This window comes from Devosia insulae DS-56, from assembly GCF_000970465.2.
Classification (GTDB): Bacteria; Pseudomonadota; Alphaproteobacteria; order Rhizobiales; family Devosiaceae; genus Devosia_A; species Devosia_A insulae.
The window spans coordinates 105,001-131,806 of sequence record NZ_LAJE02000363.1; the positions used below are offsets into that span (position 1 = coordinate 105,001).

Sequence of the window (26,806 nt, forward strand, 5' to 3'; positions counted from 1 at the left end):
GTGACTGCCCTGCCCGATCAAGCCATGGAGCGCACGCGCCGGCATGCCGTGCCAACCCGCCGCGGCAATGCCAATGACCGCCTGGGCGGGGTGCTGCTGCTGCTGGTTGGCCTGTCGCCGCTGCCGCTCGGCAGCAATCGGCCGGCATTCTGGGCCGCCTGGGGTGTCGTGCTCGGCGTGATCGGGCTGGTGTACTTCCTCTCGCTGCGTGCCCGGGGCAGCGCTTTGCGCATCAGCCCCTGGCGGCTTCCGGAAGTGACGATCCTGTTCATCGTGCTGCTGTTGTTCGTCGTGGTGCAGGTGCTGCCACTGGGCGGGCTCGGCTACAGCCCGATCCAGGTTTTGCCCCGCGGACTTCAGCTCAGCGCATCCAGCATCAGCCTCGATCCGGCGACCACCAGTCTGACGCTGCTGCAGTTCGCCTGCTACGGGCTGCTGGCCCTGTTGTTCCGGCAGGTGGGCTATCGCAACTCGCGCGCCGACCGGGTGCTGAACGCCATCTTCGTGATCATCGTCGCCTATGGCCTGCTTGGCATCGTGCTGCAGGGGCAGTTGGGCGCCCTGCTCGGCATCCCGGGCTCGGGGAGCATCGCCACCGGCCCCTTCGTCAATCGCAACAGCTACGCCACCTATCTCACCTTTGGCCTCGCCATCGGCGTGGCGCTGGCCATCGGCCAGCTCGAACAGGGCGAGAGCCGGCGCAAGCGCCATCGCCGTGTCGCAACCCTGGCGTTGATCGGCGCAGGGCTGTTCGTTATCGGCGCGGCGCTCGTCGCCACTCAATCGCGCATGGGCTTTGTCGCCGGGCTGGTCGGCGCCCTCTCGGTGACGCTGCTGGCGCTGGCCGGCCGTCGCCTCGGCACCGGCATCTGGCTGGGCATCCTCGCCGTATTGCTGCTCGGGACCATCGGCATGCTGGCCCTGAATGGGGGCGGCCTGCTGGAGCGCGTCGGTTCGCTCGAAACCGCCGGCGACGTCCGCGTCGATCTCTACCGGCAGGTTTGGCAGATGATCGTCTCGAGCCCGCTTGTCGGCTATGGTGGCGGCACTTTCGAGGGCACCTTCCCGCTGTTCCACCAGCTCCCGGTCAGCCCCGACGTGGTGTGGAACAAGGCGCATTCCACCTACTTTGCGCTCTGGGCGGAGTTTGGATTGATCTTCGGCACCCTGCCGCTGATCATCGTCGTGGCGGCGGCCATCCGGCTGCTCGCCGCACGCCCCAGCGGCCCACGCCTCGCGGCGATCGGGGTGATTGTGGTGGCAGCGGTTCACTCGAGCGTCGATTTCAGCCTCGAGATCGAGGCGGTGGCGTTCGTCTTCGTGGCCATCGTGTTTCTTGCCATCGGCGCAGGCATCGGCGCGGCGGAGCAGCGGCGAGACCATGCGTAACTACCTGCAGCGCCTGCTCGCACGGCTGCCACTGTCGCGCCCCCCGCAGGCGACAGCGGAATTCGAGGCCCTCAGCGCGGCGGAGGAGCCAGGCACCATCTACGCCATTGGCGACATCCATGGCTGTCTCGATCTGCTGCGCCAGCTGGAGGCGCTGCTGTTCGAGGACGCGGCCGGACGAGAGGGTCCCAAATGGCTGGTCATGCTGGGCGACTATATCGACCGCGGTCCGCAATCGGCCGGCGTGCTCGATCACCTCCTCACGCCATTGCCGCCGGACTTCCAGCGGATCTCGATTGCCGGCAACCACGAGGTTGCCATGCTGAAGTTCCTCGAGCAGCCATCGCGCAACTCGTCCTGGCTGGGTTTTGGCGGCATCGAGACGCTGCAATCGTACGGGATTTCTGAAACGGCGGTGGCCAGCGCCTCCCGCTCGGCCCTGCGCGACCTGATCCACAGCCACATTCCTGCCGAACACGGCGACTTTTTGAGGCAGCTGCCGCTGCTTTTTTCGACGCCCAACTATCTTTTCGTGCATGCCGGCCTGCGGTTGGGCACCCCTTTAGAACAACAGCATCCCGATGACTTGCTGTGGATTCGTAACGAGCCTGCAACGGGTTACGCTGAGTTTCAAAAGCTGGTGCTGCACGGCCACACGCCCACCCCCGACGTAGTCTTCGGCGATCACCGCATTTCGGTCGATACTGGGGCGTATCTTACCGGGCGACTGTCAGCAGTTCGCCTGAGCCGAGAGAATCAGCCACAGTCCTTTTCGGTGCAGGCGCGCATTCCAGGTGCACGTTAAGCGCATACCGGCGGCCTCAATAGTTCACTATCCGCCATAGTCCACCGGCCGGGCCCACAGGGGGTGGCAGCAATTGGTGCTTGAGTATTTATGACTGACCAAGGTTTCGATCTCCGCAGCATCCTGGGGTTGCTGCGCCGGCAAGCGCGATTGATTGCGATTACCGTGCTGGCGGTGCTGGTGGTTGCTACGGCCGCCGTGTTTACCATGAAGCCCATCTACACCGCGAGCACGCTGGTACTGGTCGACCCCTCGCGGAAAGACCTGCTCGACCCCAATGCCCAGATGGGCGGCGGCTCGGGTGAAAGCGCCAGGGTCGACAGCGAGGTGGAGCTGGCGAAGTCCGAAGCGACGCTGCTGCAGACCATCGAGGACGAGAACCTCATCGACGATCCCGAGTTCGGCGTACGGCTGGGGTTCCGCGACACGGTGCTGAGCTTCTTCCGCATCACCGAGGCGACGTTGCCCACCGGCGACGAGGCGCTGCAGAGCGTCATGGCGAAGCTGCGCGAAAGTATCACCGTGCAGCGCCGCGGCCTCACCTTCATGCTGGCCATCCAGGCCCGTTCGCCCAACCCGGCGACGGCGGCGCGGATCGCCAACGCGGTTGCCGCCGCCTACATCAAGGTGCAGCTCGCCGCCAAGATCGGCTCCACCCTCGCCTCGCGCGACATCATCCAGGGCCGCATCGCCGGCGCCAGCGCTGCCGTGTCGCAATCGGAAGGCGCCTTCGACAAGTTCATCGAGGACAATATCGACAGCATCACGGCGGAGACCGGTCGCACCGATCTCACCGCCTTGCGTGCGCAACTGAAGGAAGTCGGGGGCAACCGGGCCCGCGACGCGGCGGTGGCCGAACTGGTGCAGCGCAGCCTCGAGCAGCGCGACTGGGCGGCGGTCTCGGCCAATCTCGGCTCGCAGGCGATCGCGGCCCTCGCCGAGCAGCGCCAGCAGCTGGTCAACAGCCTCGCCGACACCGTCGACGCCTCGCAGCAATCGATCGACCTCAGGGCCGAGGTCGCCAAGCTCGACACCGAACTCGAGAACTCGACGACCGCCGAGCTCACCACCATGCGCCAGCGCGTCGCCACCTATCAGTCGCAGGCTTCCGACATCCGCAACCAGCTGCGCACCAGCATCCTCTCGACCGACCTGCCGCCCGACGTGCTGACCAATATCTACGAGCTGCAGCAGAACGCCGAGATTGCCCGCACCCAGTACCAGACGCTGCTGTCGCGCCTGCGCGAGCTCGAGGCCCAGGCTTATCTGCAGGTGGCCGACAGTCGCGTGGTGTCGCAGACCCTGCCCCCATCCGAGCCCTCGTTTCCCAACCCGCGCCAGATCCTGACGCTGGCCGGTCTCGCCGCCCTCGGCCTCGGCATCGGCCTTGCCTTCCTCAGGGAGAACTTCGTCGGCGGCTTCACCAGCGAAGCGCAGCTGCACTCCTTCCTCCGCGGTCCGGTGATTTCGGCAGTGCCCCGGCAGAAGGAGGCCCGAGCCGGCGCCGGCGATGGCGGGATCGGCGAATACATGGTGTCGAGCCCGCTCTCGATCTTTGCGGAATCGGTGCGTCGCATCCGCGTCGGCATAGATCAGTCGCTGCAACGCAGCGAGGCGCACCGGCCAGCGGGTGGCATCGTCATAATGGTATCGTCGGCTTCGCCGAGTGAAGGCAAATCCACGCTGGCCCTCTCAATAACTCGGGCCTATGCGCTGGCTGGCCACAAGACCCTGCTGATCGATTGCGACCTCAGAAAACCCAGTATTCACCGTCAACTCGGGCTAGAACCGTCGACCGGCCTGCTCGAATATCTCAATCATGCGGTCAAGGAAGATGCGCTGCCGTCGATCATGACTGTCGATGATGAAAGCGGCGCCCAAGTTGTGCTCGGCGCCCGTCGAAGTGACATTGCCACAGATTCGCTGCTTTCCAGTACCACGTTCGCCCGACTGATTAGTGCGGCGCGTTCCACGTTCGATATTATTGTTCTTGATACTCCGCCCGTCGGACCAGTGGTTGACGGACTGTATCTTGTGAAGCACGCCGATTCTATTGTGTTTGTAGTGCGTTGGGCCAGCACTTCGCAGCACGATGTTCGTCATGCGGTGACGCTGCTCCAGGGCGCCAAGAAGCCGGAGACCGAAATTCTGGCCGTGCTCAACCAGCAGGAGATTTCCAAGTCCGCCTATTCCGGCAAGTACGCCGGATACTACACCGCCACATGAGTTCGACGGCCACTCTCTCATGCGGTCGATTTTCCAGTCTGCTTACCGCCAACCATAGCAAAGACAAATTTGACCGCGACGACACTAACGTCTTTGGCAGCAACGGCGGACACTTGAGCGAACGTAGCTACTTTTAGACTCTCTTAGACCAAGCGCAGCGTTAATTTACATAAGAAGCATTGAACTGCTTCACTGAGGGGATACTGATGAATGACGCAGGATGCGGCAAAATCTGCGGAAATTCAGGAGGAAGGCCTGGGAGGTCTATGGCCTCCGCACTGGCTGCTGAGCCGGCTGGGTCGCACGCGCGTGCAGATAGCCGGCGCCCTGCTGTTCGGCGTCCTCGTGCCGGTGGCGTTCCGCTGGGGCACCGACATTGACGGCTGGCTGCTGCCCGAGCAGATCTCCACCATCGTTGCCACCGCCTCCGCCATCACCCTGGGCCTGATCGGGCTGCGCCAGTTGGCGCGGCTGCCCGGCGTCGAAGAGAGCATCTATTGCGTGCCGGCCCTGTTGGTGAGTTTCCTGTTGGCGCTGGCAGCCCTGCTGATGCTGCGCCTCGAGTACAATCGCTACCTGTTCCCCATCAGCTTCGCCCTGACCATCGTCTGGGTGTTTGTCGCCCACGCCCTCAACCGCCGCTACCGCACGGTGCGCCTCGCCATCGTGCCGGGCGGCGAGGTCGATACGCTCGGCGCAATCCGCGAGGTGGAGTGGCTGCCGCTCGACACCCCCACCCTGCCACGGGGCCGCCTCAACGGCCTGATCGTCGATCTCAGGCAGGATCTCGAGCCGCACTGGGAACGCTTCATCGCCGATTGCGCTCTCGCCGGCATCCGCATCTTCCACGTCAAGCAGATCAGGGAATCGCTGACCGGCCGGCTGGAGATCACCCACCTCTCCGAGAACACCCTCGGCTCGCTCAACCCCGACGCGCTCTATCTCAAGGTGAAGCAGGGGCTGGACTGGATCTTTGCACTCGTGGCGCTGATCGTGCTGTCCCCGGCCCTGCTGCTCGTCGGCCTCGTCATTCGCCTGGAGTCGCCCGGGCCGGCGATTTTCCGCCAGACGCGGATTGGGTTCCGAGGGCGCCCCTTCAAGGTCCTGAAGTTTCGCACCATGCATCACGACGGCCGGCCCGGCGACACGCTCGCGTCTGCGGTAACCACGGACACGGATCCGCGCATAACGCGCCTGGGCAAGTTCCTCCGCCGCACCCGGATTGACGAGCTGCCGCAGCTATTCAACGTGCTCAAGGGAGAAATGAGCTGGATCGGCCCCAGGCCGGAGACCGCGCCCTTATCGAAATTCTACGACAAGCAACTGTCGTTCTATGGCTATCGCAACATTGTCCGCCCAGGCATATCCGGCTGGGCCCAGGTCAACCAAGGCCACGTCACGGGGGCCGACCAAACCCTCGAAAAGCTTCACTACGACTTCTATTACATCAAGAACTTTTCCCCTTGGCTGGACCTGCTGATCGCGTTCAGAACGGTTGCGATCGTGGTGTCAGGGTTCGGGTCGAAGTGAAAGTGAAGCGCTTTCACCCACTAACCGCAGGGCTTGTCGACGCGACATGCCTTAGGGCAAGCAAACAGTTCACATGAGCATTCCAAACACGGCTCGGCCGTACCAAATCTGCAGAAACTGCGTAATGGACACCTCCGACGCAGCTATCAGCTTCGACGATACGGGGCTGTGCGATCACTGCCGTACCTTCCACACTGAAATCCTCCCTAACTGGGATACCGGCGAGCAAGGCCAAGCAAGGCTCTCGACGCTGGTTGAGAAGATCAAAGCTGCGGGAGAGGGCCGGGATTTCGATTGTATCCTCGGAGTCAGCGGTGGGATCGACAGCTCCTACCTGGCCTATGTTGCCAAGATTCAGCTGAAACTTCGTCCGCTGATCTTTCACGTTGATGCCGGCTGGAACTCGCAAGAGGCCGTCAACAACATCGAGAAGCTGATCGACCATCTGGATCTGGACCTCTACACCCACGTCATCGACTGGGAGGAGATGCGCGACCTGCAGCTCGCCTTCTTCAAGGCCGGCGTGCCTCACATCGACACGCCGCAAGACCACGCCTTCTTTGCCACCATGTACCAGTTCGCACTCCAGCATGACGTGAAGTACATTCTGACGGGCGCAAACTACTCCACCGAATGCATCCGGAATCCGCTGGAGTGGATGTACTACCAGTCCGACGAGACGCAGCTGCGGGATATTCATCGCAGGTTCGGATCAAGGCCGCTCAAGACCTTTCCGACCACCTCGATTCTCCGCCACAAGATCTACCTGCCCTACGTCAAAGGCATCAAGGTTGTCAGGCCCCTGAATCACCTGCCTTATCTCAAGGCTGATGCGATCAAACTGTTGACCGAACAGATCGGTTGGCAGCCCTACCCGCAGAAACACTTCGAGTCCCGGTTCACCCGGTTCTACGAAGGTTATTGGCTCCCCACCAAGTTCGGCTATGACACCCGACGCGTGCAATATTCGAGCCTCATTCTGACCGGTCAGATGACGAGGGACGAGGCCTTGGCAGCGCTCGCCATGCCCGCGCACGATCCTGAAACCCTGACTCGCGACTTTGAGTATGTCGCCACCAAGCTCGGTATCTCGCCGAAAGAACTGACCAGTTATCTGGAAGCTCCCAACAAGAGCTACCGGGACTACAAGTCACAACAGCCGCTCTATGCCCTTGGGGCGGCGGCTATGCGCAGCTTCGGTCTGGAACTGGGCGGCAAGCGATGATCGCCATTGTCGACTATGGACTGGGGAACATCCAGGCCATTGCGAACATCTATGACCGCCTTGGCATCGTGGCCGCTCCTGCAGCGACCGCGGAGGCGATCGAGCAGGCGGAGCGCATCATACTTCCCGGCGTCGGTTCATTCGACTGGGCCATGCAGTCCCTCGACAATGCTGGACTGCGTTCCCCACTCGACCATGCCGTGCGAGTTGCGCGTAAACCCGTGCTCGGCATCTGCGTGGGCATGCAGATGATGACGCACCGGAGTGAAGAGGGACAACTGGCTGGCCTGGGTTGGATTGATGCTGATGTCCAACGCTTCCGTATCGGCCCTGCCGAGCGCCGGCAGGTGTTGCCGCACATGGGCTGGAACGATGTAATCCCGGGTCAACCGTCGCCGCTGATGCGCGGGCTCGAGGCGGACGCCCGATTTTACTTCCTCCATAGCTATTGTGTCGTACCGCGCCGTAATGAGCTGACCTTCGCCGTCGCCGAGTATGGAAGCGACTTCGCCTGCGGCGTGCAGCAGGAAAACTGCTACGGAGTGCAGTTCCACCCGGAGAAGAGTCACGCCTGGGGAGTGCAGTTGCTTCGCAACTTCGCGGAGTTGACGTGCTGAGACCTCGCCTCATCCCCTGCTTGCTGCTCCGTAACGGCGGCCTCGTGAAAACCCGGCAGTTTCGTGACGCGACCTATGTCGGCGATCCGATCAACGCGGTGCGAATATTCAACGAGAAGGAAGTCGACGAGCTGCTGACTATCGACATCGATGCCACAGTCCGCGGACAGGAACCCAATTACGACCTGATCTCCCAGTTGGCCGCCGAGTGTCGCATGCCGCTCACCTATGGCGGAGGTGTTGCCACGCCCGAGCAGGTGCAGCGGATTATCAAGCTCGGCGTCGAAAAGGTCGCGTTGAGCAGCGCGGTGATCGCCAATCCGGCGCTGATCCAAGACGCCGCGCGGATCGTCGGCAGCCAGAGCATTGCGGTGGTGGCCGACGTTCGGCGCCGAGCTGACGGCAGCTTTGAGGCTTTCACCCATAGCGGCACAAGGGCGACAGGCAAGTCGCCCGAAGCGATAGCTCGCCTCGCCACCGAAGCAGGAGCTGGCGAGTTCATCGTCAACGATATCGATCGCGACGGCATGCTAGCCGGCTACGATCTCGCCTTGGTTGCCCGCTGCCGCGCCGAAACCAGCCTGCCCATGACCATCCTCGGTGGCGCCGCCAGCCTCGACGACATGGCCGGCCTCTTTGCCCAGCACCCGATCATCGGCGCCGCCGCCGGAAGCCTGTTCGTGTTCAAGGGGAAGTATCGGGCGGTACTGATCAACTATCCCGACCGGAGGCGAAAAGAGGCACTGCTCAGTAGGCACCACGAGCTCGTTCAATCGTGAATACAAACACCATGGACCGATGACAGTGAGGTCACTCACGTGACGTCCGGCGGCAACAGACTTCGATCATCGTTAGAGTTGCTGTCATCAAACATGGCAGCAAATGCCATTTTGTTCCTCGGTATTTACCTACTCAGTCGACTGATTAGTCCGGCCGAGTTCGGCCGATACTCAGCGTTTCAAGCCATGGTTTTGGCAGTCTACCCGCTGCTCACATTGCGATACGAGTACGCAATTCCTGTGGCGCGTTCAGATGGTAGCGCGCGTGCGTTGCTCACACTGAGCCTTCTGCTAAGCGTATCGGCGACCGCTGTCCTGTCCGTAGGCGTGCTTGTACTTCGCGGGTGCTGCCTGCCTGTCGAATGGATTAGCCCCGCCGTTGCCGAACTTATCCCCTTGATGGGATTCGCCGCGGTCTCGGCGTCGCTTGCCTCAATCTTCCAATTGGCTGCAGTGCGCACTGGCGCTCTGCGCGCCATGGGCGTCGGTCGCGTATTGCGAGCTGTCTGTATGACGGTGGGACAGGTGGCGCTAGCCCTGATTGTGGCTCGAGGCGCATCCTCGCTGATCGTGGGCGAACTTGTGGCAAATCTAGTTTTGGCCGCGATACTGGCTTGGGCTTCTGCACGTTACCTGCCGAAATTGTCAGTCGCCCTTCAAGGTCGAAACATTGGGAAACTATGGGCAGCCGCGAAGCGCTTTCGTGCTTTTGCCCTAGTGTCTGTGCCGCATGCGGTGAGCCACCAAGCGCTTGTGGCGATTCAAGGAGTAGCGATCGGCGTCCTCTATGGTCCGACTGCGATGGGCCACTACTTCTTGATGCGAAAAGTACTGTTCAGCACCATCGGGCTGGTCAGCACCGCCCTCTACCAAGTCTGCTTTTCCGAAGCGTCGAAGACGAAGGGGAATCACGCACGGCTGCGCGAACTCTGGACCTACTCAGCAAGCTTGTTGGCGATTGTTACCATTCCGATTGCGGTCATGTTGCTTTTTCTCGGAGAACAGATCTTCGCCCTATTGTTCGGTACTGAATGGGCGTCAGCGGGTTCCCTCGCAGCGGCGGCATTTCCGATAATTATTATGGAGCCCATCGCCGCTGCGATGGCGTTCATGCCAGCGTTCCTCAAACGACAACCCGCAGCATTTGGCTGGTCGTTGACACAGAATATCGTCGGAATTGGATCAGTTTGGGTGATCTTTCTGGCGGGAGGGCGCATCGAGCAAGCGATCTTGGGATCAAGCCTTGCCGTTGCGGCAGTAATGCTCGCATACGTGGTTTGGCTGCGTGCAGCATCCGCCCCCTCGGCAACTCAGATGGCTGCCACCCAATGAAGCTCCTTGTCTTGACAATGCGCTATCCCTATGGCTCCCAGCACGAGGTGTTCTTCGAGCCAGAGCTGCGAGCGCTAGCGCAAGCCTTTGAAGATGTCACGATACTCCCGATGAAGGCTGCCGCCGGCCGCCGGGCGCTTCCCAGCAACGTAAAATGCTGGCGCCCCTTGGCGTCGCACGGTCGATGGCTGTACGTTCTGGGTCTTCTAAATCCAACTGCATGGAAGACGCTAGCTCGGCTTCTTTCAGACTGCTTCAAGGGAGGCAGGCTCGGTTGGCCACAACTGCGCAGCAGTATCGTTGCAGCATGTTTTGACCTGGCGATGAGGCGTCACCGCGGTCTTAACGAGTTGCTCAAATCGCCAGACCTCGTTGTCTATTCCTACTGGGGAGCAATCCCGGCGCTCTGCCTTCCTCTTGCCAAGGCTAAGGGCGCCGCCACCTGCTCCCGATACCACGGTGTGGACCTTTACCTCGAGCGACAGGAAAATGCCGGATACATACCATTCCGGCGCGAAGTCCAGGCCGCCACTGACTTGAACGTTTTTGTGTCGGAACAGGGGAAGGACTACTTCGCCTATCACGCAGACGCAAAGGCTAGCGGCGAACAAGTCGTAGCCAGGCTCGGTTCGCCTGACTTTGGACCGCCTCTAGCGCGGCCCTCAACCCGCTCTCCAGATGAACCCATAGTCATAGTGAGCGTTAGCCAGATCGTTCCCGTCAAACGAGTTCACCTAATCGCGCGCTTGGCGAAAAGTATGGCGCAAGAGCGCCGAGTTGAATGGCATCACTTCGGCAGCGGCCACTCTCAATTACTGGAAAATGAACTTGCCAACATACCATCCGGCCTCGCCGTCAAAATGCACGGCGCCACCGAGAATTCAGATATCCAGAGCTTCTACCGCCGTACCTCGGTCGCCCTGTTTGCAAATCTCAGCGAATCGGAAGGGCTTCCGGTCTCCGTCATGGAGGCACTGAACGCGGACATACCGGCAGTGGCCGCCAACGTCGGCGGAACATCCGAAGTGGTCATCGATGGTAGGTCCGGAATGTTAGTGCCGCCCGATCAGTGCGAAGCATCAGAGGCACTCGCCGCCCGCGTACTAAATGCGCTTGGTGAGGGAGGACTCCTCTTGCGCTGCTCCCCGCGCGAAATTTGGAACCGATACTGCGATGCGGCACAGAATAGCGCTTCCTTTGCTAGCCTGCTCAGAGGTCTGACTGCTCGATGACTAGTCGAAGCTCCAGTTCCGAGATCGCAACCAAGAGGCACTCTTTGGAAGCGCCGAACTCGATGAAGCGGCTGCTGATGCACGCTCGGAGCCCCTGGTTTTGGGTCGAAAGCATCTGCTTTTTCATTGTGGCTACACATTTTGAGATCGGCGAGGCAGGTAGTGGTCTGGCCTATGTAATAAAGCTGGCATGCCTCGGAATTATTCTTCTGCCTCGATTTGCTATCGGCGGCGCAACAATTGGAAACGGTGTGGCGTGGGTTTTCATTCTCGCCTGCGTCTTTTTGTCGGTGAACTTGATCGAAACCACGGACCGAGCTGTCATCGCTTTTGCGCTAATCGCCGTTGGTAGTGCAGTTGGGCAGCTCCGCGACCCAAATTGGGACGACCGCCTGATCGCCCTACTAACAGTCTATCTCGTAATCCACTTAGGCGGCTTCATATTCCAAGTGGGGCAATTTCTCTTACAAGGCCAGATACTGGAACTGCACGGACTGATCTTTCCTAGCGCTTCAAGAGCTTACCAGATCGGTACAGCGGCGCGCCTTTCAGGGTTTCAGATCGAGCCGGGGACTTATGCCCAGTGGATGTTAATGGCGACATTTCTTCGGTGCTTACTCCTTAGGCGGATTATTTCACCGTTGACAGTCGCAATTGTTGCCTCGACTTTAGTCACCCTGTCCCTTTGGGCGGTAATCGGCGCCGCGCTGTTCTCAGCTGGAGCAATAATTGAGGCAGTATTTCAGTCAACCGTTCGAAATAAATTCCGAGCAACCTACCTAGTTCTCATATTCGGCGTTGCATTCTTGATCTTCTTCTACAGTCTCCCGGATGCAACAATCCGCGACTCCTTGACTTATCTAGACGTAAAAGCAGACCTTACAAGCACCTCCGGTACGGACAAGGTCGCCGCGGTTGGAGCGATCTTTGAGCGGGTGTTCGACGTATTGATTTTTGGTGCGCCGATGGGCTCGCGCTTTTGCGAAGCGTGCCTATCTCCGCAGGATGTCGGTATCTGGGCGAATCTGATTTACTATTTTGGTTTGCTCCCCACATTAGCGGTTGTGGGGCTGACTGCTTGGTCCATAGCAAGTCGGTGGGGACCATCGTATCTCCCTCTGTTAGTCGCTCTCCTCTCGTGGAAAGCGCAATTCTACGATCCTTTCCTTTGGATAATCCTCGGCTACGCGCTTCACCCAGTAGCCAGAACTGCACCAACCGAACGCGTGGCGACCGGCGAAGGTTTCGAGCCAAGGCCCACCGGCACGGGGAACCTACGCCCGTGAACCAGCGAAATATTCGAGTATTGTCGTTGCTACCGGTGATTGGCCATCCGCGGGACTCGAAGCGCATCGCAATGCTCCGTTCGGAGGGGTTTGACGTGCGGGCCGCTGCATTTACGCGACCGTATCACCAAGGAAGAATGCCTGACTGTGACGTCACCTTCCTGGGTCACATAGAACATGGCCGGTACGTTTCCCGCCTCGTCAAGATGATGTTTGCGATACCTGAGTTGCGCCGACTCATCCGTAACGCGGACCTGATCTATGCCTCGGGACCGGATCTGGGAGCGTTCGCGCAAATCGCCGCACTTTTCCTTGGGAAACCTGTCGTTATCGAGGTTGGCGATATTAGAAAGATCCAGGTAAGCCGTGGTCTAGTGGGCTCGGCGCTACGCGCACTTGAGACAATCGTCGCTAACCGTGCGTCTCTACTCGTGTCGACCACCGGCGCCTTCATGACCGAGTATTATCGAAATACCCTGCATGTAGGCACACCCTATCTGGTGATCGAGAACAAATTAGAGCCAGGCATCGACGGCCCTGAGCCACGAAAGACCGGTGATTTCACGATCGGTTATTTTGGAATGTTGAGATGCGTTACGTCCTGGCGCATCTTGGAAGCTTTGGCAGCTTCGATGCCTACGTGGAATATTCTCGTAGCCGGGATGGCGTTTCAGCCGCCCGACATTGAGAAACGCATCGAACGCTTGCCCAACGTCAAATGGCTCGGTGAATACAAGTCACCGCAGGACCTTCCGCAGCTGTACGGCCAGGTCGATATGATCTGGGCCTCACCGTTCCCAGGGCCGGACGAGAGCAATTGGCGATGGGCCAGATCCAATCGCTTCTATGAAGCGTGTCATTTTCGCAAGCCATTGATTGTGTACAGGGGCAGCGGCGACGGCAATGCAGTCCGCACCTACGACATTGGAATCGAGATCGGAGGAGATTCAATCGAGACAAATGTTCGCGAGATAAACGCAGTTTCCAAAGACGACATTGAGAGATGGTCACGAAACATGAGTGAAATTGAGCCGTCGGTTTACACTTTGACCGACGAATCCACGTTGTTGGGTGAATCTCTCGCTATGATTGTCGGTCGCGCATATCCCGCGGGCAAACGGCGCCCCGCGTTAATGGACACCGAATGAAGCAAGTCCTGCAGTCCCTGCGAACTGGTGTTACTGAGCTTGCCGAGGTTCCATCCCCGGGCGCGGGGCATGGACATTTGCTAGTGCGAACGAAGACATCCCTTGTCTCAGCCGGTACTGAGCGGATGCTGGTTGAGTTTGGCAAGGCCGGGTTCATCGGCAAAGCCATGCAGCAGCCTGAGCGAGTGAAGGCCGTACTGGAGAAGGCCCGGACTGATGGCCTCGCCGAAACCTTCGATGCCGTCAGCCGCAAGCTCGATCAGCCTTTGGCCTTAGGCTACTGCAATGTCGGTCGCGTCATCGAGCTCGGCACTGACGTGCAGGGGTTTGCGGTGGGCGACCGTGTCGCCTCAAACGGCAAACACGCCGAGATAGTGAGTGTGCCAACCAACCTCACGGCGCGCATTCCCGACAATGTGGACGACGAGGAGGCCGCCTTCACAGTGCTCGGCGCCATCGCGCTGCACGGCATCCGGCTGGCTGCACCGACGCTGGGTGAGGTCTTTGCCGTCTCCGGCCTCGGGCTGGTTGGTCTCCTCACCGTGCAGCTGTTGCGCGCCCATGGCTGCCGAGTGCTCGGGCTGGATTTCGACCCGGCGCGGCTGGAACTGGCGCGGCAGTTCGGGGCCGAGACGGTCGATCTCTCCGCCGGCAACGATCCCGTGCGGCGCGCCGACGCGATGAGTGGCGGCCACGGCATCGATGGGGTCATAGTCACCGCCTCTACGAAAAGCAGCGAGCCGATCCACCAGGCGGCGCAGATGTGCCGTAAACGAGGGCGCATCGTGCTGGTCGGCGTGACGGGGCTCGAACTCTCGCGTGCTGATTTCTACGAGAAGGAGCTGACCTTCCAGGTGTCGTGCTCCTATGGTCCGGGACGGTACGACTCGGCCTACGAAATCAAGGGGCTGGACTATCCAATCGGCTATGTCCGATGGACCGAGCAACGCAATTTCGAAGCCGTGCTGCAAATGCTGGCGGAGGGAAAGCTCGACGTCAGGCCGCTGATCTCCCACCGCTTCGCCATCGACGCTGCGGAAGCGGCGTATCGCATAGTGGGCGGAAGCGAGCCTTCGCTGGGCGTGTTGCTGAACTATCCAACGACCGAGGCGGTGGACCTTCAGCGCAGCCCAAGCGTCAGGGTGCCGGCCGCCGTCGCGACACGAGAGCGGCAGTCACGGTCGGGATCGGGGCGAAACCCCACGATCGGCCTGATCGGTTCGGGCAACTACGCGACCGGCATCCTGTTGCCGGCGCTGCAGGCGACCGGCGCCCGGCTGAAGGCAGTTGCCTCCAGCGCCGGCGTGAGCGGCATGCACGCTGCGCGCAAGTTCGGCATCGAGACGGCGACCACTGACGTTGCCGCCGTGCTGGCCGACGAGACGATTGACGCAGTGGTCATCGCCACGCGCCACGATAGCCATGCCAATCTGGTGATCCGGACGCTGCAGGCCGGCAAGCATGTCTTTGTCGAAAAGCCGCTCGCTATCACTGCTGCCGAACTCGAGGCTGTTGTTGCCGCCTACGCGGCAGCCGGCGCCAGCCCGCTGACCCTGATGGTCGGGTTCAATCGCCGCTTCGCGCCACATGTCGTGCAGTTGCGGAAGCTCCTTGGCAGCGAGCCCAAGGCCATGGTGATGACCGTCAATGCCGGAGCCATCCCCTCCAGCCATTGGACGCAGGATCGCCAGCAAGGCGGTGGTCGGCTGATCGGCGAGGCCTGCCACTTCATCGACCTGCTCCGGCACGTGGCGGGATCCTCGATCAGCAGCGCGCGCCTCAACCGCATGGTCTCCACCACAGGCGATACCGCCAGCATCGACCTCGGTTTCGCTGACGGCTCGATCGGCACGATCCACTACTTCGCTAATGGCACCAAAGCCTTTCCCAAGGAGCGCCTAGAGGTCTTCTCGGCTGGCAGGATCGTGCAGCTGGACAATTTCCGCACCCTCACCGGCTTCGGCTGGCCCGGCCTTAAGCGGCAGCGTTTGTGGCGACAGGACAAGGGCCAGGCCGCCTGCATCAGCGCCTTCATCGACGCCCTTGCCAACGGCGGGCCGTCACCCATCGTTTTTGAGGAACTGATCGAAGTCAGCCGCGCGACAATTGCGCTGGAAGCCGGAGGGACGGTCTGAAATGGCGCGCCGTCGAAGATGGCCCCGCAACTCCGCGACGCCCCCCGTGATGGCGCCTCGACAATGACAATGTCCGGCGCTCACGCCCTGCGGCTGTTTCATACGGTTCGTCGCCTGCGGCCGGTGCAGGTGTATGGTAGGGCCTGGCGACGGCTTGAGCTGGGCAGGATCGATGCTCGGCCGTCCCCTCCCGTTCGGACGGTGATCGGCCCCTGGGCGGCCCCTGCCCCGCGCGAGCGCTCGCTTTACGCAGCCTGGCGGATGCGCTTCCTCAACCACGACGGCGAGATCGCCCAGGCGGCGCAGTGGGAAGATCCGTCGCAAACCAGGCTCTGGCTCTACAACCTGCACTATTTCGACGACCTCGCCTCGGCAAGCGACGAGCAGCACCGAACACTGCAGCGCCAGCTGATCAGCCGCTGGATCGCCGAGAATCCGCCGGCGAACGGCACCGGCTGGGAGCCCTACCCCATCTCGCTACGGGCTGCGAACTGGATCAAATTCTGGCTGGCCGGCAACCAGCCCGAGGCCGGCGGGCGGGACAGCCTGGCCATCCAGTTGCGCTGGCTGATGACGCACCTTGAGTGGCATCTGCTCGGCAATCACCTGCTCGCTAATGCCAAGGCTTTGGTGCTGGCGGGGCTCTGTTTCGAGGGCGACGAGCCCGAAGGCTGGCTGCGCAAGGGCCTCGAAATCTATGCGCGCCAGTTGTCCGAGCAGATCCTCGGTGATGGCGGCCATTTCGAGCTTTCGCCGATGTACCACGCCATCATCCTCGAGGACCTGCTGGACCTCAGTAATGCCGGCCGCGCCTATGGTCGGACGGAACCGTTCTTTGCCGCACTGCCGGCGATCATCGGCCGGATGCGGGCCTGGCTCGCGGCAATGACCCATCCTGATGGAGAGATCGCCCTGTTCAACGATGCCGCCTTCGGCATTGCAGCGCCGCCGAGCGACCTCGAGGCCTATGCCCGACGGCTTGGGCTACCAGAACTGCCTCCGGGGACCGGCCGGCTTCGCCACCTCGCCGCCTCGGGCTATGTGCGCCTCGACCGCGGCGAGGCGGCTGCGATCCTCGACCTGGCCGCCGTCGGGCCGGACTACCTCCCCGGCCATGCCCACGCCGATACCCTGTCCTTCGAGCTCTCAGTCGGCGACGAGCGTGTCATCGTCAATGGCGGCACCTCCACCTACGAACGCGGACCACTGCGGGAGGCGCAGCGCGCAACACGCGCCCACAGCACCGTCGAGGTCGCAAGCCAGGACTCATCGGAGATGTGGGCAAGCTTTCGGGTGGCCCGGCGCGCCTATGTCGAGGCCGCTGTAGTGGCCGATACGGCCCGGGAGACATCCGTCTTAGCCGCCCATAATGGCTATCGCCGCCTGCCCGGCAAGCCGCTGCACCGACGCAGCTGGGTGATGACCGACAACGCGTTCGAGATTCGCGACCAGGTCACCGGCAGCCAGCCCGTGCCGGCGATCGCGCGCTTCCATCTGGCGCCTAGCGTAGCGGCCACTGGCGACCAATTGATCACCGCCTCCGGACGTGCCATCCGGTGGCGCTCCACGGCGCCGGCAACTATTGAACAGCGCGATTGGCATCCCCGCTTCGGACAGAACTTGCGTTCCAGCACCCTAGTCGTTCCGATGCCGGCCGGGGAGTTGATCACCGTTTTCGAGTGGGGCTGATGCGGGTCCTGTCCCCTACCGGCGACATACCGCGCAGAACGCCTATTCCCGCGACGCGCTGCTGCAATGGGGCCTCCTTGTTGCTTAAGCCGCCGTTGCCATCGGCCGCATATTCCAAGCAAGGGAGGCGGTAGTTCAGTGCGTATCTTGATCGTGTCGCAGTTTTACCCCCCCGACATTACTGCTGCGGCCTTTCGCATTGGCGAGACGGCGGAGATACTTCGCAGCCTAGGGCACGACGTCAGGGTGATCACCACTGAACCCCACAAGTCAGATGCGAAGGTCGATGAAGACAGTGATCGATCGCGTGGTGTGTTGCGTGTGCGCGTCAGCTCTACCGAAGGGGGTGGCGCCTGGCGCTACGTGGCGCACTACCTCTCGTTCATGCGTCGAAGCGCTTGGATAGGGTTTTCTCGGCTGTTCGGGCGCTGGCGGCCACAAGTCGTCTGGGCGACCTCGCCGCCTCTGTTTGCAGGCCTGACCGGATGGTTCCTGGCCCGGATCAATCGCTGCCCGCTGGTCTTTGATGTGCGTGACATCTGGCCGGAATCCGCGGTAGCCGCTGGGCAGCTATCCAGCACAGGACTTGGGTTCAGGGTCGGCAAGCTGCTTGAAAAATGGCTCTACGACCGCGCCGACCACATCACCTGCGTCTCAAGCAGGATGGCCGCGTACATCGGATCCCGTACGTCGACCGGCACATCGGTTATCTACAACGGCGTGTCGGCCAACCATGCACGCACGGCCCCTGCGGCGGTAGATCGCAAGCGGATACTTTATGCCGGCAATCTTGGGCGTGCCCAAGCGCTGGATGCCACGGTCAGAGGCTTCGCGCGTATCGCCAACGAAACCACCGCTAACGGCTGGACTCTGGAGTTCCTGGGAAACGGCGCTCTCAGGAGCGAGCTCCAGGCAGTTGCCGCCAAGTCCGGTGTAGAAGACCGTGTGGCCTTTCACGCCGCGGTCACCAAAGACAAGGCCATGGACGAGCTGGCGCGTTCCGCGGTGCTGCTGATCAGTCTGAAATCCGATGCGGTGTTCGATTTGACCATTCCGTCAAAAGTCTTCGACTACTTGGCCGTTGGGCGACCTATCCTCTTCGGCATAAATGGCGAGGGCCGCGATATCCTTCAGTCAACGGGGGCAAATGTCGGGTTCACGCCCGACGATGAAGATACCCTTGCCGTGGCCATTCGCCACATGATGATGGGTTACGATCAGTTCGACGCTCGCGCGGAGCGAAACCCGGCCGCCGTGACCGACGCCTACTCCCGCGAGGCAAACACTACTCAACTGGCTGCAATATTCGAGGGATCTCTGCGGCCATGAACAGCACCAGGATCCTCCTCGTCTTCGGCACGCGCCCCGAAGCCATCAAGATGCTGCCGCTGGTCAAGGTGCTGGCGGCTGAGCCGGCGCTCGAAGTTCGGGTCTGCGTCACGGCGCAGCACCGGCAGATGCTGGACCAGGCGCTGGAGCTATTCGGGGTGCGGCCCGACTACGATCTCGACCTCATGACGGCGGCGCAGGGGCTCGAGCAGATCACCACCGCAGTGCTCACCGGCCTCTCCACCATTCTCGACGCCTGGCGGCCGGATCGCGTTCTGGTGCATGGCGACACCGCAACGGCGATGGCCGCTTCCCTGGCTGCGTTCTACAAAAAGATCCCGGTGGGGCACGTCGAGGCCGGATTGCGATCGGGCGACCCGCTGCAGCCATGGCCCGAGGAAGTCAACCGACGGCTGATCGACGTCATAGCCGACCAATTCTATACCCCCACGGCCGAGACGCGCGACAACCTGCTGCGCGAAGGAGCTCGGCGCGACGCGGTCTACCTCACTGGCAACACTGTCATCGATGCACTGCTGATGATGGCAGATCGGGTGGAGGGCGAGCCGGGGCTCGCCGAGAGACTTGCAGACAGCTTCTCCTATCTCGAGCCCGACCTGCCGCTGCTATTGGTGACCGGGCATCGGCGCGAGAATTTCGGGCAGCCGTTGCTCGACATCTGCGCGGCGATTGCCGAGCTGGCCCGCACCCATCGGCTGCAGGTGGTCTACCCGATCCACCCCAACCCGAATGTGCAGGGCCCGGTGCGCCAGGTCCTCGCGGGGGTGCCGCATGTCCACCTGGTCGAGCCGCTCGACTACCTGCCATTCGTCTACCTGATGAAGCGCAGCCACGCGATCCTCACCGACAGCGGCGGCATCCAGGAAGAAGCGCCTGCATTGGGCAAGCCGGTGTTCGTGACCCGCAATGTAACGGAACGCCCCGAAGCGGTTGCGGCTGGTACGGTGGAACTGGTCGGGACGGACCAGCGAACCATCGTAGAGCGCGTGGGCCGGGTGTTCACCCCGGCCGGCGCGCATGAGCGCATGGCGCGCCGCATCAATCCCTATGGCGATGGCCGAGCTTCGCGCCGCATCGCCGACATACTGGTTGGACGCAAGATGAAGGAATTTGAGCCATGACCACCACATCGACCGCTCTTACTTGTGTCGTCGTTGGCCTGGGCTATATCGGCCTGCCAACTGCTGTAGTGATTGCCCAAAGCGGGATACGGGTCGTCGGCGTCGACGTCAACGCAACGCTGGTGGCAAGCATCAATGCAGGTCTTTGCGCGATCGTCGAACCCGGCCTTCCCGAAGCCCTCGCGGCCCTCGTCGCCGATGGCAGCATTGTCGCCACGACTACCCCGCAGAGCGGCGATGTCTACATTATCGCCGTGCCGACGCCGTTCGCCGGCGGCTACAAGCCCGATCTCACCTATGTGAACGCCGCAGTGCACGCCATCGCTCCCGTGCTCAAGCAGGGCCAATTGGTAATCCTTGAATCCACTGTGCCCGTGGGCACCACCGAGCTGGTGGCGCGCTGGATCGAAACGCTGCGGCCAGACCTCACCTGCTCGCGCCAGGGCGGTGACAGCGGCGATATTCTTGTGGCGCACTGCCCTGAGCGCGTGTTGCCCGGGCAGATCCTGCGCGAGCTGACCGAGAATGACCGGGTGATCGGAGGGCTAAGCGAGCGTGCCGGCGAGGCCTGCCGCGCTTTCTACAGCTCGTTCGTTACCGGCAACTGCGTCGTGTCCGACGCCCGCACCGCCGAGCTCTGCAAACTCACCGAGAACTCGTTCCGCGATGTGAACATCGCCTTCGCCAACGAGCTGGCCGAAATCTGCGCCCAGTTGCAGATCGATGTGTGGGAGCTGATCTCGCTGGCGAACCTACACCCGCGCGTCAACATCCTGAAGCCCGGTCCGGGCGTCGGCGGCCATTGCATCGCGGTCGATCCGTGGTTCATCGTTTCGGAGGTGGGAGAGAAAGCGCGGTTGATCCGAGAGGCGCGCTGGATCAACAGCGAACGACCGCGCCAGATCGTCAGGAAAGTGCTGGAGAGCGTGGCCGCGGGGGGCATTCGTACGATCGGCTGCTTCGGTCTGAGTTACAAGGCGGATGTCGACGATTTCCGCGAGAGCCCCGCGGTGGAAATTGTCAGCCTGCTCGCCAAGGAGTTGCAACTGATCGGCTCCAATGTCGAGCTGCGAGTGATCGAGCCGCACATCACTGGCCTGCCAGAGGAGCTCTCACACTCCGGACTGACGACCCTGGTCGACGCGGACGCAGGGCTAGCGAGCGACATGATCCTCATGTTGGTGGATCACCGTGAGTTCCGCGCCATCCCGCGGTCGGTTGTCGCGGACAAGGTGGTCATCGACACCCGCGGGCTTTGGGCGAAGGCCAACCAGCGGGGACCAGCCGAGATCGTCACGCAGGTACGGGCTGCCGCCGGGTGACTCTTCCCGCTCCTACGACCGGACTACTTACAACCGCACCACCTGCAGCGCCACGATCCAGAACACCAACCCCGTCAGCACCAGGAGCGGGACGCCCCAGCGGGAGGGGATGTGGTCGAGTTGGTCGGCAAGCCTGTTCCACACGCTTTTCATTGGCGTAGCAGGTAGGGTTTGTGGTTGTAGAACACGGTGCCCGGGGCGACTTCGACGCGGCCAGGCGAGCCTTTGGCGTCGAACTTCACCGCCTCGAGATAGGCGAGGTAACAGGCGCTCTGGCACTTGCCCTTGAAGAGCAGCGTCTTGCCTTCCATCAGCATGGCGCGGGCATAGCCCTGCCACACCCAGACTTCGCCGCCCGGGCCAGTGAAGGTGCAGACGCGGCGATCGGCACACGATTGCGGGTAATATCCCTTATGGGCCAACAGGTCGGCGCGCGACATCTGGTCGGCAGCCAGCGTATCCGGCAGCTGACGAACGGCGACGCCCGCGGCAAGCGCGGGTGCGGCCAATAAAGATGCGAGAAGTACGGCAGAAAACTGCGTCCGAAGGTCTACCATTCCCAAGCCCCAATCTTGGTTATGGTCCACCGCAGTAGAAAGATTAACAGATACTTAACCGCCTACCAAGAGCGGCGTGAGGTCAGCGACATCACAAATAGGTTTGGTGGTTAATGCGACCTGGGCGCCACGTTGGGGATACTGGCGGTTAGGTCGGAATGCGCCCTCTGATGAGGCGCTTCATCGCTACTGCCTTACCTGAGCCGGACTTGAAGTAGTTCTCAAGCTCGCGCGCATGGTCCTCAGTTTCGACTGCAACATAGGATTTCAGCACCGCAGGTATGTAGGCCTTTGTCGAAAGGACCTCTCCGGCTTGATGTGATGCAAAACGGCGCTTCAGATCGTTCGTGGACCCGACGTAGATGTCGCCATTTCTCAGCAGAAGAAAATAAACAGACCACATTGAGTGCCTGTCTCCGCACACCGGTTGGGCTCGGCCTCAGCCGAAGTACATAAGCTATCAGACGGGCCATGTCTCCCTGCGCTGCTGCGCAGCTTCGGGAGATCACCCTGCGCCCTGCGTTCTCCGGGTGGCCTGCCACCCGAAGCCCACAGGGCGCAGGGTGGCGGGTAGGGAGGGATTCGAACCCCCGGAACGCTTTCACGTTCGCCGGTTTTCAAGACCGGAGCAATCAACCGCTCTGCCACCTACCCGTCGGCCACGCGTTTAGCCGCAGCCGCGCCTTACGGCAAGAGCAGCGTCGAGCCGGTGGTGGCGCGGGCCTCGAGCGCCTGCTGCGCTGCTACCGCTTCGGCCAGCGGGCGGGTCTGGTCGATCGCCACCTTGATCCTGCCGAGCTCGATCATGTTGAACAGCGCGTCGGCGGCGGTGCGAATGTCCTCGGCGGTGCGGAAGTACCCTGCCCCGGTCGGTCGCGTCACGTAGAGCGAGCCCTTGTCGGCGAGGATACCGAGCCGCGGCATCGAGACCGGGCCGGAGGCATTGCCAAAACTGACCATCAGGCCGCGCGGCCTGAGGCAATCGAGCGAAGGTTCGAACGTCGCCTGCCCGACGCCGTCATAGACCACGTCGACGCCCTTGCCGCCGGTGAACTCCTTCACCCCGGCAACGAAGTCTCCGGTTTTGTAGTTGATGGCGAGGTCGGCGCCGCACTGGCGCACGATCTCACATTTCTCGTCCGAGCCGGCGGTGCCGATCACCCTGGCGCCGATCGCCTTGGCCCATTGCACGAGAATCTGCCCGGTACCGCCGGCGGCGGCATGCACCAGGATGGTCTCGCCGGCCTTCAGCTCGTGCGTCCAGTGCAGCAGGTAAAAGGCGGTAGCACCTTTCAGCAGCGCCGCCGCCGCGACTTCGTAGCTGATGCCCTCAGGCAGGTGCACGGCCTTGTCGGCGGGCAGCAGGCGCTCGTCGGCATAGGCGCCGACCGGTCCCTGATAGGCGACGCGGTCGCCGACCTGGAAGCCAGTGACATCAGGACCAACAGCGATCACCTCGCCGGCGCCTTCGTTGCCTGCGGTAAACGGCAGCGGCGTCTTGTAAAGGCCGGTGCGCTGGTAGACGTCGACGAAGTTGAGCCCGATCGCCTTGTTGCGAAGCTTCAGCTGCCCCGGGCCGGGTGCGCCCACCTCGACGTTCTCCAGCTTCAGCTGTTCGGGGCCACCATACTCACGGACAACAAAGGCACGGCTCATCGGTTACCTCATGTAGTTCACCAGCGACAGCTGGCTGAGCAGCGCCGTGGTCTGATAGCTCGCTTCGAGGCGCGTCTTCAGCGCCAGGATTTCCATGGCGATCGTCTCGGTGGGAGCCGCCTCGATCTGCTCTAGCATGTTTCCGAGCTGGGCGGAGTGCGCGGTATGCCGCTCGGCGATCGCGCCGGTGGTGCTCTGGGCGAGGCCGAGTTCGACGGTGATGGCAGCGAGCGAACCGGGCTGGTTGTCCTTGGTATCGGCAAGGCGCGAGGCATTGCGCGACATCATCGAGGTGTAGCGCTTCTCGGAGGTGGGATCGCTGTCGGGGAAATCCTGCACCGCGACCGCAGCGAGCGTCTGGATCAGGTTGATGAAGCCGCTCTCGTTGGCCTGGACGCCGTAACCGACGGTAGTGCCCTCGCCCACCCGCGCCGTGACGGTGCTGCGTGGATCGGCGCTGTCCTCGCCGGTGTACCAGAGCATGGTGTTGGCCGAAGTCCCGGCGATGAGGCCAGTGGCACTGTCGAAGGGCGGGCCATCGACGCGCATCACCTGCTCGCCCTGGCCGTTGAAGAAGTTCTCGGCCGCGGCATAGGCGGAGGCCGAGACCAGGGTGGTCTCGGCGAGGTGCTTGACCGAGCCGGTCAGCGCCGTCTCGAAGCTGGCGGCGGTCGCATCGGCATCGGCACCGATCTGGAACTCACCGTCGCCCGGCGTACCCGTCGTGGCGACGAGGACGAGCTGCTCCTCGGTGCCGTCAGGCATGGTGAAACTGACCTGCACCTTGTCGCCGGCACCGGGCAGTGGCGTGCCGAACTGCACCGTCAGCGCCGGTGGCGGGCCGCCGCCCGGTGCGGTCACCGCGATGTTGGCCGAGGTGGTGGTGACACCGGAGAGCTTCATGCCGAAGACGGTGGTCTCTTCGGCCAGCGTCACCGTGTCGGTCACCCGGCTGATATCGAGGCGGCCGAGATGGTCGGCGCCGAGATCGGCCAGTTTACGCTCCCCCGCCACCTGCTTGAAGCCGGCGCGGGCGCCGACGCCGTTCATCACTTCGGACGACGTCGCTACCGGCTGACCGTCGGTGCGGTTGCCGCCGAACATGTAGCGCCCGGCGACATCGGTGTTGAGCAAGGTCAGCACTTCGTCGAAGCGCGAGCCGGCCAGCGTCGGGGCGGTCTGGAAATTGATGCCGGAGGTGCCGCCGCCGCCGGAGATCGCCGCGGCGCGCGCATCGGATTCGATGGTATCGAGCCGGCTCATCACCGTGTCGAGCACTTCGAGCCTGAGGTTCACCGTCGAGATGGACTGCTGGTAGCCCTCCATCCGCGCCATGCGCTGGCGCAGCGCCAGGTCGAAATAGCGGTCCGACCCCATCTCGGCGAGGGTCGAGGCCTTCTCTCCACTGGCCAGCTGCGTCTGCAGCTGGTCATAGCGGGCCTTCATATTGGTGATGTTCTTGATGCCGTTGGCGAGCGGGAACATCGTCTTGCCGACTGAGGTCATGGTGTCGACTCCTTAGAGCTGCATCAGGGAGTCCATCAGTTCCTGCACCACGCTCATCACCCGCGCATTGGCGGCGAAGGCGTTCTGCAGTTCCATCAGGCGCGCCATTTCTTCATCGACGTCGACGCCGTACTCGCTGTCGAGCCGCTGCGTCAGGGCGGAGAGCGTCTGCTGCTGCGTCTCGTTGTTCGAGATCGCGGCTTCGGCGACGTTGCCCTGGTAGTTGAGGGTCTGCGAAATCAGGTCGGCGACCGTGCCACCGAGGCGCGAGCTGGCGTCGCTCAGCCCGCTCCCCTGCCCGCCGGAAAAGCGCATGTCGTCGAGGTTGGAGATTACCTGGTTGAGCCGGTCCTGATCGCCCAACGGCGTGGTGCCGGTGTACTGCACCAACAGCTTATTGTCGGCGACGATCGAGGCGTTGACGCTGATGCGGCTGGCAAAGCCGAGCTTCTGGCCGACGCCGTCGAGGCTATTGGTGAAGTCGGCGTTGTTGGTGTCGACGAACAGCGAAAAGCCGAGCGTGCCGTTCTGCAGCCCTGACGAGGTGGTGCGCGTCGATAGCGACAGCATGTCGGTGGTGCCGGCGACGCCATCATCCATGATCCTGAGCGTATTGCCCGAAGGGTTGGAGACACTGAGCCCCCCACCCAGCTTGTTCTGCAGCTGCGAGGCAACGCCGGCAGCTCCGCCGGAGAAATCGAGCCCGATGACCCGCGCGCCATTGGCATCGACATAGTCGAGCGGAAGCTTGGTGGTATCGTCGACGCGCAGCACGCGGACGGTCTTTTCGGCACCGCCCTGGGTGTATTTGAAGGTGAACTCGTTGCCGTTGCGGACGTTGGCGAGGTCGACCTCGTAGCCGTTCGACGGGCCCGAGGTGACCTGCGTGCCCTGGGTGACGTTGGTCGACATGGCCTGCGCCACCGAGGCGGCGATCTCGTCGAGCTGATCCTGGGCCTGCACCAGTTGTTGGTCGCGCAGTTGGATGAGGCCGGCAAGCTCGCCCGATTGCAGCACGTTCTGCTTGACCAGGTCGATCTCGAGCCCAGCCGGTGTCATGATCGAAAGCTTGCCGACGCCGCTCACTGCATCGTTCGGGCTGAAGCGCGAGGCGGCCGACAGCGCGCCGGCGCTCTCGTAGCTGAACACCGAGGCCTTGACGTCGAGGATGCCGACGCCCGAGCGGGTCATCAGCGAAACCGTGCCGTCGCCGCGATAATTGACGCGCAGATCCATCTGCTGCGACAGGTCCTCGACCAGCCGGTCGCGCTGGTCCATCAACGTGGCGCGCGAGGTGGTGTCGATGCCCTGGTCGGCGAGCCGCAGGTTCACCTTTTCCAGCGATTGCAGCTGGTTGTTGATCGAGTCGACGCTGTTGGAGAGCTTGGCCTCGATCTCTTGGCGCAGCGACTGGATGTCGGAGCTCAGCCGGTTGAGCGTCGAGGCCACGGTCTGGGCCTTCTGCACCAGATCGGCCCGGTTGGCGTAGCTATCAGGGCTGGTGGCGACGGCGGCGAGCGAACTCTCGAAGGCGTTGTAGGCGCTGTCGATCGAGCCGACGGTGCCAGGCTTGCCAAACAGCGTCTGCACCCGATCAAGAAAGCTCGCCTGCACACTGGTGAAGCCGGATTCGGCGGTCGAGCGCGTGTAGTGGGCCTGCAGGGATTGGTTGAAGGCGCGGCTGAGCTGGCCTTCGCGGGCATAGGTCGAGTTGACGCCCAGCGAGTCGATGACGCTGACCGAACGCCGGTGATAGCCGGGGGTGCCGGCATTGGCGACGTTGTTGGACAGCGTATCGAGCGCGTTCTGGCCGACACGCATGCCCGAGAGCGCATTGCTGAGGGTAACCGAGAGCCCCATACCACCCTGCTCCAGTTGAGAAAGCTCCGGCGCGGGACGGA

At 62.3% G+C, this 26,806-nt stretch carries 22 protein-coding genes and 1 tRNA gene; 16 read left to right on the top strand and 7 right to left on the bottom strand.

Translation table 11 applies throughout. The features are described from left to right. The 16 genes from VW23_RS24620 to wecC all read left to right on the top strand — a co-directional run bounded on the left by VW23_RS24620 (position 1) and on the right by wecC (position 21,186). A complete protein-coding gene (locus VW23_RS24620) occupies positions 1-1,389 on the top strand; it encodes an O-antigen ligase family protein (RefSeq protein WP_176730481.1) in 1,389 nt (462 codons plus the stop codon). Further along, a complete protein-coding gene (locus tag VW23_RS24625; RefSeq protein ID WP_084646445.1) occupies positions 1,382-2,194 on the top strand; it encodes a metallophosphoesterase family protein in 813 nt (270 codons plus the stop codon). Before VW23_RS24620 ends, VW23_RS24625 begins: the two co-directional genes overlap by 8 nt. A gap of 90 nt (positions 2,195-2,284) precedes the next feature. Beyond that, positions 2,285-4,420, top strand: a complete 2,136-nt coding sequence (locus tag VW23_RS24630) for a GumC family protein (RefSeq protein ID WP_069912124.1) — start codon at positions 2,285-2,287, stop codon at positions 4,418-4,420. Between the two features lie 210 nt (positions 4,421-4,630). Further along, positions 4,631-5,950 carry a sugar transferase gene (locus VW23_RS24635; protein ID WP_084646446.1) on the top strand — a complete coding sequence of 440 codons (1,320 nt, stop codon included), beginning with the start codon at positions 4,631-4,633 and terminating at the stop codon, positions 5,948-5,950. Between the two features lie 73 nt (positions 5,951-6,023). After that, positions 6,024-7,175 carry an N-acetyl sugar amidotransferase gene (locus tag VW23_RS24640; RefSeq protein WP_084646447.1) on the top strand — a complete coding sequence of 384 codons (1,152 nt, stop codon included), beginning with the start codon at positions 6,024-6,026 and terminating at the stop codon, positions 7,173-7,175. Next, positions 7,172-7,792, top strand: a complete 621-nt coding sequence (gene hisH / locus VW23_RS24645; protein WP_069912126.1) for an imidazole glycerol phosphate synthase subunit HisH — start codon at positions 7,172-7,174, stop codon at positions 7,790-7,792. The genes VW23_RS24640 and hisH overlap by 4 nt, the downstream gene beginning before the upstream one ends. Next, positions 7,786-8,571 (top strand): AglZ/HisF2 family acetamidino modification protein, encoded by a 786-nt coding sequence (locus VW23_RS24650; protein WP_069912127.1) that lies wholly within the window; start codon positions 7,786-7,788, stop codon positions 8,569-8,571. The genes hisH and VW23_RS24650 overlap by 7 nt, the downstream gene beginning before the upstream one ends. Before the next feature lie 93 nt (positions 8,572-8,664). Then, the gene (locus VW23_RS24655) at positions 8,665-9,903 is read left to right on the top strand and encodes an oligosaccharide flippase family protein (protein ID WP_084646448.1); all 1,239 of its coding nucleotides are present in this window, start codon (positions 8,665-8,667) and stop codon (positions 9,901-9,903) included. Next, a complete protein-coding gene (locus VW23_RS28405) occupies positions 9,900-11,135 on the top strand; it encodes a glycosyltransferase (RefSeq protein WP_176730482.1) in 1,236 nt (411 codons plus the stop codon). The genes VW23_RS24655 and VW23_RS28405 overlap by 4 nt, the downstream gene beginning before the upstream one ends. Positions 11,136-11,197: 62 nt before the next feature. Continuing rightward, positions 11,198-12,421 carry a hypothetical protein gene (locus VW23_RS24660; protein WP_141728485.1) on the top strand — a complete coding sequence of 408 codons (1,224 nt, stop codon included), beginning with the start codon at positions 11,198-11,200 and terminating at the stop codon, positions 12,419-12,421. Further along, positions 12,418-13,569: a glycosyltransferase gene (locus VW23_RS24665; protein WP_141728486.1), complete on the top strand. Its 1,152-nt coding sequence runs from the start codon at positions 12,418-12,420 to the stop codon at positions 13,567-13,569. The genes VW23_RS24660 and VW23_RS24665 overlap by 4 nt, the downstream gene beginning before the upstream one ends. Further along, positions 13,566-15,704: a bi-domain-containing oxidoreductase gene (locus VW23_RS24670; RefSeq protein WP_069912131.1), complete on the top strand. Its 2,139-nt coding sequence runs from the start codon at positions 13,566-13,568 to the stop codon at positions 15,702-15,704. The genes VW23_RS24665 and VW23_RS24670 overlap by 4 nt, the downstream gene beginning before the upstream one ends. Positions 15,705-15,722: 18 nt before the next feature. After that, on the top strand, positions 15,723-17,393 hold the full coding sequence (locus VW23_RS24675) for a heparinase II/III family protein (protein WP_201788092.1): 1,671 nt from the start codon (positions 15,723-15,725) through the stop codon (positions 17,391-17,393). Between the two features lie 138 nt (positions 17,394-17,531). Further along, the gene (locus VW23_RS24680) at positions 17,532-18,722 is read left to right on the top strand and encodes a glycosyltransferase family 4 protein (RefSeq protein ID WP_069912133.1); all 1,191 of its coding nucleotides are present in this window, start codon (positions 17,532-17,534) and stop codon (positions 18,720-18,722) included. Further along, positions 18,719-19,864, top strand: coding sequence for a non-hydrolyzing UDP-N-acetylglucosamine 2-epimerase (wecB, locus tag VW23_RS24685; RefSeq protein WP_069912134.1), 1,146 nt, complete (start codon positions 18,719-18,721; stop codon positions 19,862-19,864). The genes VW23_RS24680 and wecB overlap by 4 nt, the downstream gene beginning before the upstream one ends. Next, positions 19,861-21,186 carry a UDP-N-acetyl-D-mannosamine dehydrogenase gene (wecC, locus tag VW23_RS24690; RefSeq protein ID WP_069912135.1) on the top strand — a complete coding sequence of 442 codons (1,326 nt, stop codon included), beginning with the start codon at positions 19,861-19,863 and terminating at the stop codon, positions 21,184-21,186. Before wecB ends, wecC begins: the two co-directional genes overlap by 4 nt. A 27-nt stretch (positions 21,187-21,213) precedes the next feature. Here the strand turns inward: wecC and VW23_RS29710 are convergent, their stop codons facing one another. The 7 genes from VW23_RS29710 to flgK all read right to left on the bottom strand — a co-directional run bounded on the left by VW23_RS29710 (position 21,214) and on the right by flgK (position 26,765). Next, entirely contained in the window at positions 21,214-21,339 is a 126-nt protein-coding gene (locus tag VW23_RS29710) for a hypothetical protein (protein ID WP_280139007.1), read from the bottom strand. Then, positions 21,336-21,695: a hypothetical protein gene (locus tag VW23_RS24695; RefSeq protein WP_069912136.1), complete on the bottom strand. Its 360-nt coding sequence runs from the start codon at positions 21,693-21,695 to the stop codon at positions 21,336-21,338. Before VW23_RS24695 ends, VW23_RS29710 begins: the two co-directional genes overlap by 4 nt. A 196-nt stretch (positions 21,696-21,891) precedes the next feature. After that, positions 21,892-22,146: a GIY-YIG nuclease family protein gene (locus VW23_RS24700; protein WP_069912137.1), complete on the bottom strand. Its 255-nt coding sequence runs from the start codon at positions 22,144-22,146 to the stop codon at positions 21,892-21,894. A gap of 161 nt (positions 22,147-22,307) precedes the next feature. Next, positions 22,308-22,397: transfer RNA gene (locus VW23_RS24705), tRNA-Ser, on the bottom strand. Between the two features lie 30 nt (positions 22,398-22,427). Beyond that, positions 22,428-23,399 carry a quinone oxidoreductase family protein gene (locus VW23_RS24710; RefSeq protein ID WP_069912138.1) on the bottom strand — a complete coding sequence of 324 codons (972 nt, stop codon included), beginning with the start codon at positions 23,397-23,399 and terminating at the stop codon, positions 22,428-22,430. A gap of 3 nt (positions 23,400-23,402) precedes the next feature. Then, the gene (locus VW23_RS24715) at positions 23,403-24,905 is read right to left on the bottom strand and encodes a hypothetical protein (RefSeq protein WP_069912139.1); all 1,503 of its coding nucleotides are present in this window, start codon (positions 24,903-24,905) and stop codon (positions 23,403-23,405) included. Positions 24,906-24,917: 12 nt separating this feature from the next. Then, positions 24,918-26,765 (bottom strand): flagellar hook-associated protein FlgK, encoded by a 1,848-nt coding sequence (gene flgK / locus VW23_RS24720; protein ID WP_069912140.1) that lies wholly within the window; start codon positions 26,763-26,765, stop codon positions 24,918-24,920. Positions 26,766-26,806: the final 41 nt, after the last annotated feature.

Coding starts and splice junctions, on each gene's coding strand:
- VW23_RS28405 (WP_176730482.1), top strand. CDS start 9,900: ATGAAGCTCCTTGTCTTGACAATGCGCTATCCCTATGGCTCCCAGCAC.
- VW23_RS24630 (WP_069912124.1), top strand. CDS start 2,285: ATGACTGACCAAGGTTTCGATCTCCGCAGCATCCTGGGGTTGCTGCGC.
- VW23_RS24660 (WP_141728485.1), top strand. CDS start 11,198: ATGAAGCGGCTGCTGATGCACGCTCGGAGCCCCTGGTTTTGGGTCGAA.
- VW23_RS24700 (WP_069912137.1), bottom strand. CDS start 22,146: ATGTGGTCTGTTTATTTTCTTCTGCTGAGAAATGGCGACATCTACGTC.
- VW23_RS24710 (WP_069912138.1), bottom strand. CDS start 23,399: ATGAGCCGTGCCTTTGTTGTCCGTGAGTATGGTGGCCCCGAACAGCTG.
- VW23_RS24625 (WP_084646445.1), top strand. CDS start 1,382: ATGCGTAACTACCTGCAGCGCCTGCTCGCACGGCTGCCACTGTCGCGC.
- wecC (WP_069912135.1), top strand. CDS start 19,861: ATGACCACCACATCGACCGCTCTTACTTGTGTCGTCGTTGGCCTGGGC.
- wecB (WP_069912134.1), top strand. CDS start 18,719: ATGAACAGCACCAGGATCCTCCTCGTCTTCGGCACGCGCCCCGAAGCC.
- VW23_RS24640 (WP_084646447.1), top strand. CDS start 6,024: ATGAGCATTCCAAACACGGCTCGGCCGTACCAAATCTGCAGAAACTGC.
- VW23_RS24635 (WP_084646446.1), top strand. CDS start 4,631: ATGACGCAGGATGCGGCAAAATCTGCGGAAATTCAGGAGGAAGGCCTG.
- VW23_RS24675 (WP_201788092.1), top strand. CDS start 15,723: ATGGCCCCGCAACTCCGCGACGCCCCCCGTGATGGCGCCTCGACAATG.
- VW23_RS24715 (WP_069912139.1), bottom strand. CDS start 24,905: ATGACCTCAGTCGGCAAGACGATGTTCCCGCTCGCCAACGGCATCAAG.
- hisH (WP_069912126.1), top strand. CDS start 7,172: ATGATCGCCATTGTCGACTATGGACTGGGGAACATCCAGGCCATTGCG.
- VW23_RS24670 (WP_069912131.1), top strand. CDS start 13,566: ATGAAGCAAGTCCTGCAGTCCCTGCGAACTGGTGTTACTGAGCTTGCC.
- VW23_RS29710 (WP_280139007.1), bottom strand. CDS start 21,339: ATGAAAAGCGTGTGGAACAGGCTTGCCGACCAACTCGACCACATCCCC.
- flgK (WP_069912140.1), bottom strand. CDS start 26,765: ATGGGGCTCTCGGTTACCCTCAGCAATGCGCTCTCGGGCATGCGTGTC.
- VW23_RS24655 (WP_084646448.1), top strand. CDS start 8,665: ATGGCAGCAAATGCCATTTTGTTCCTCGGTATTTACCTACTCAGTCGA.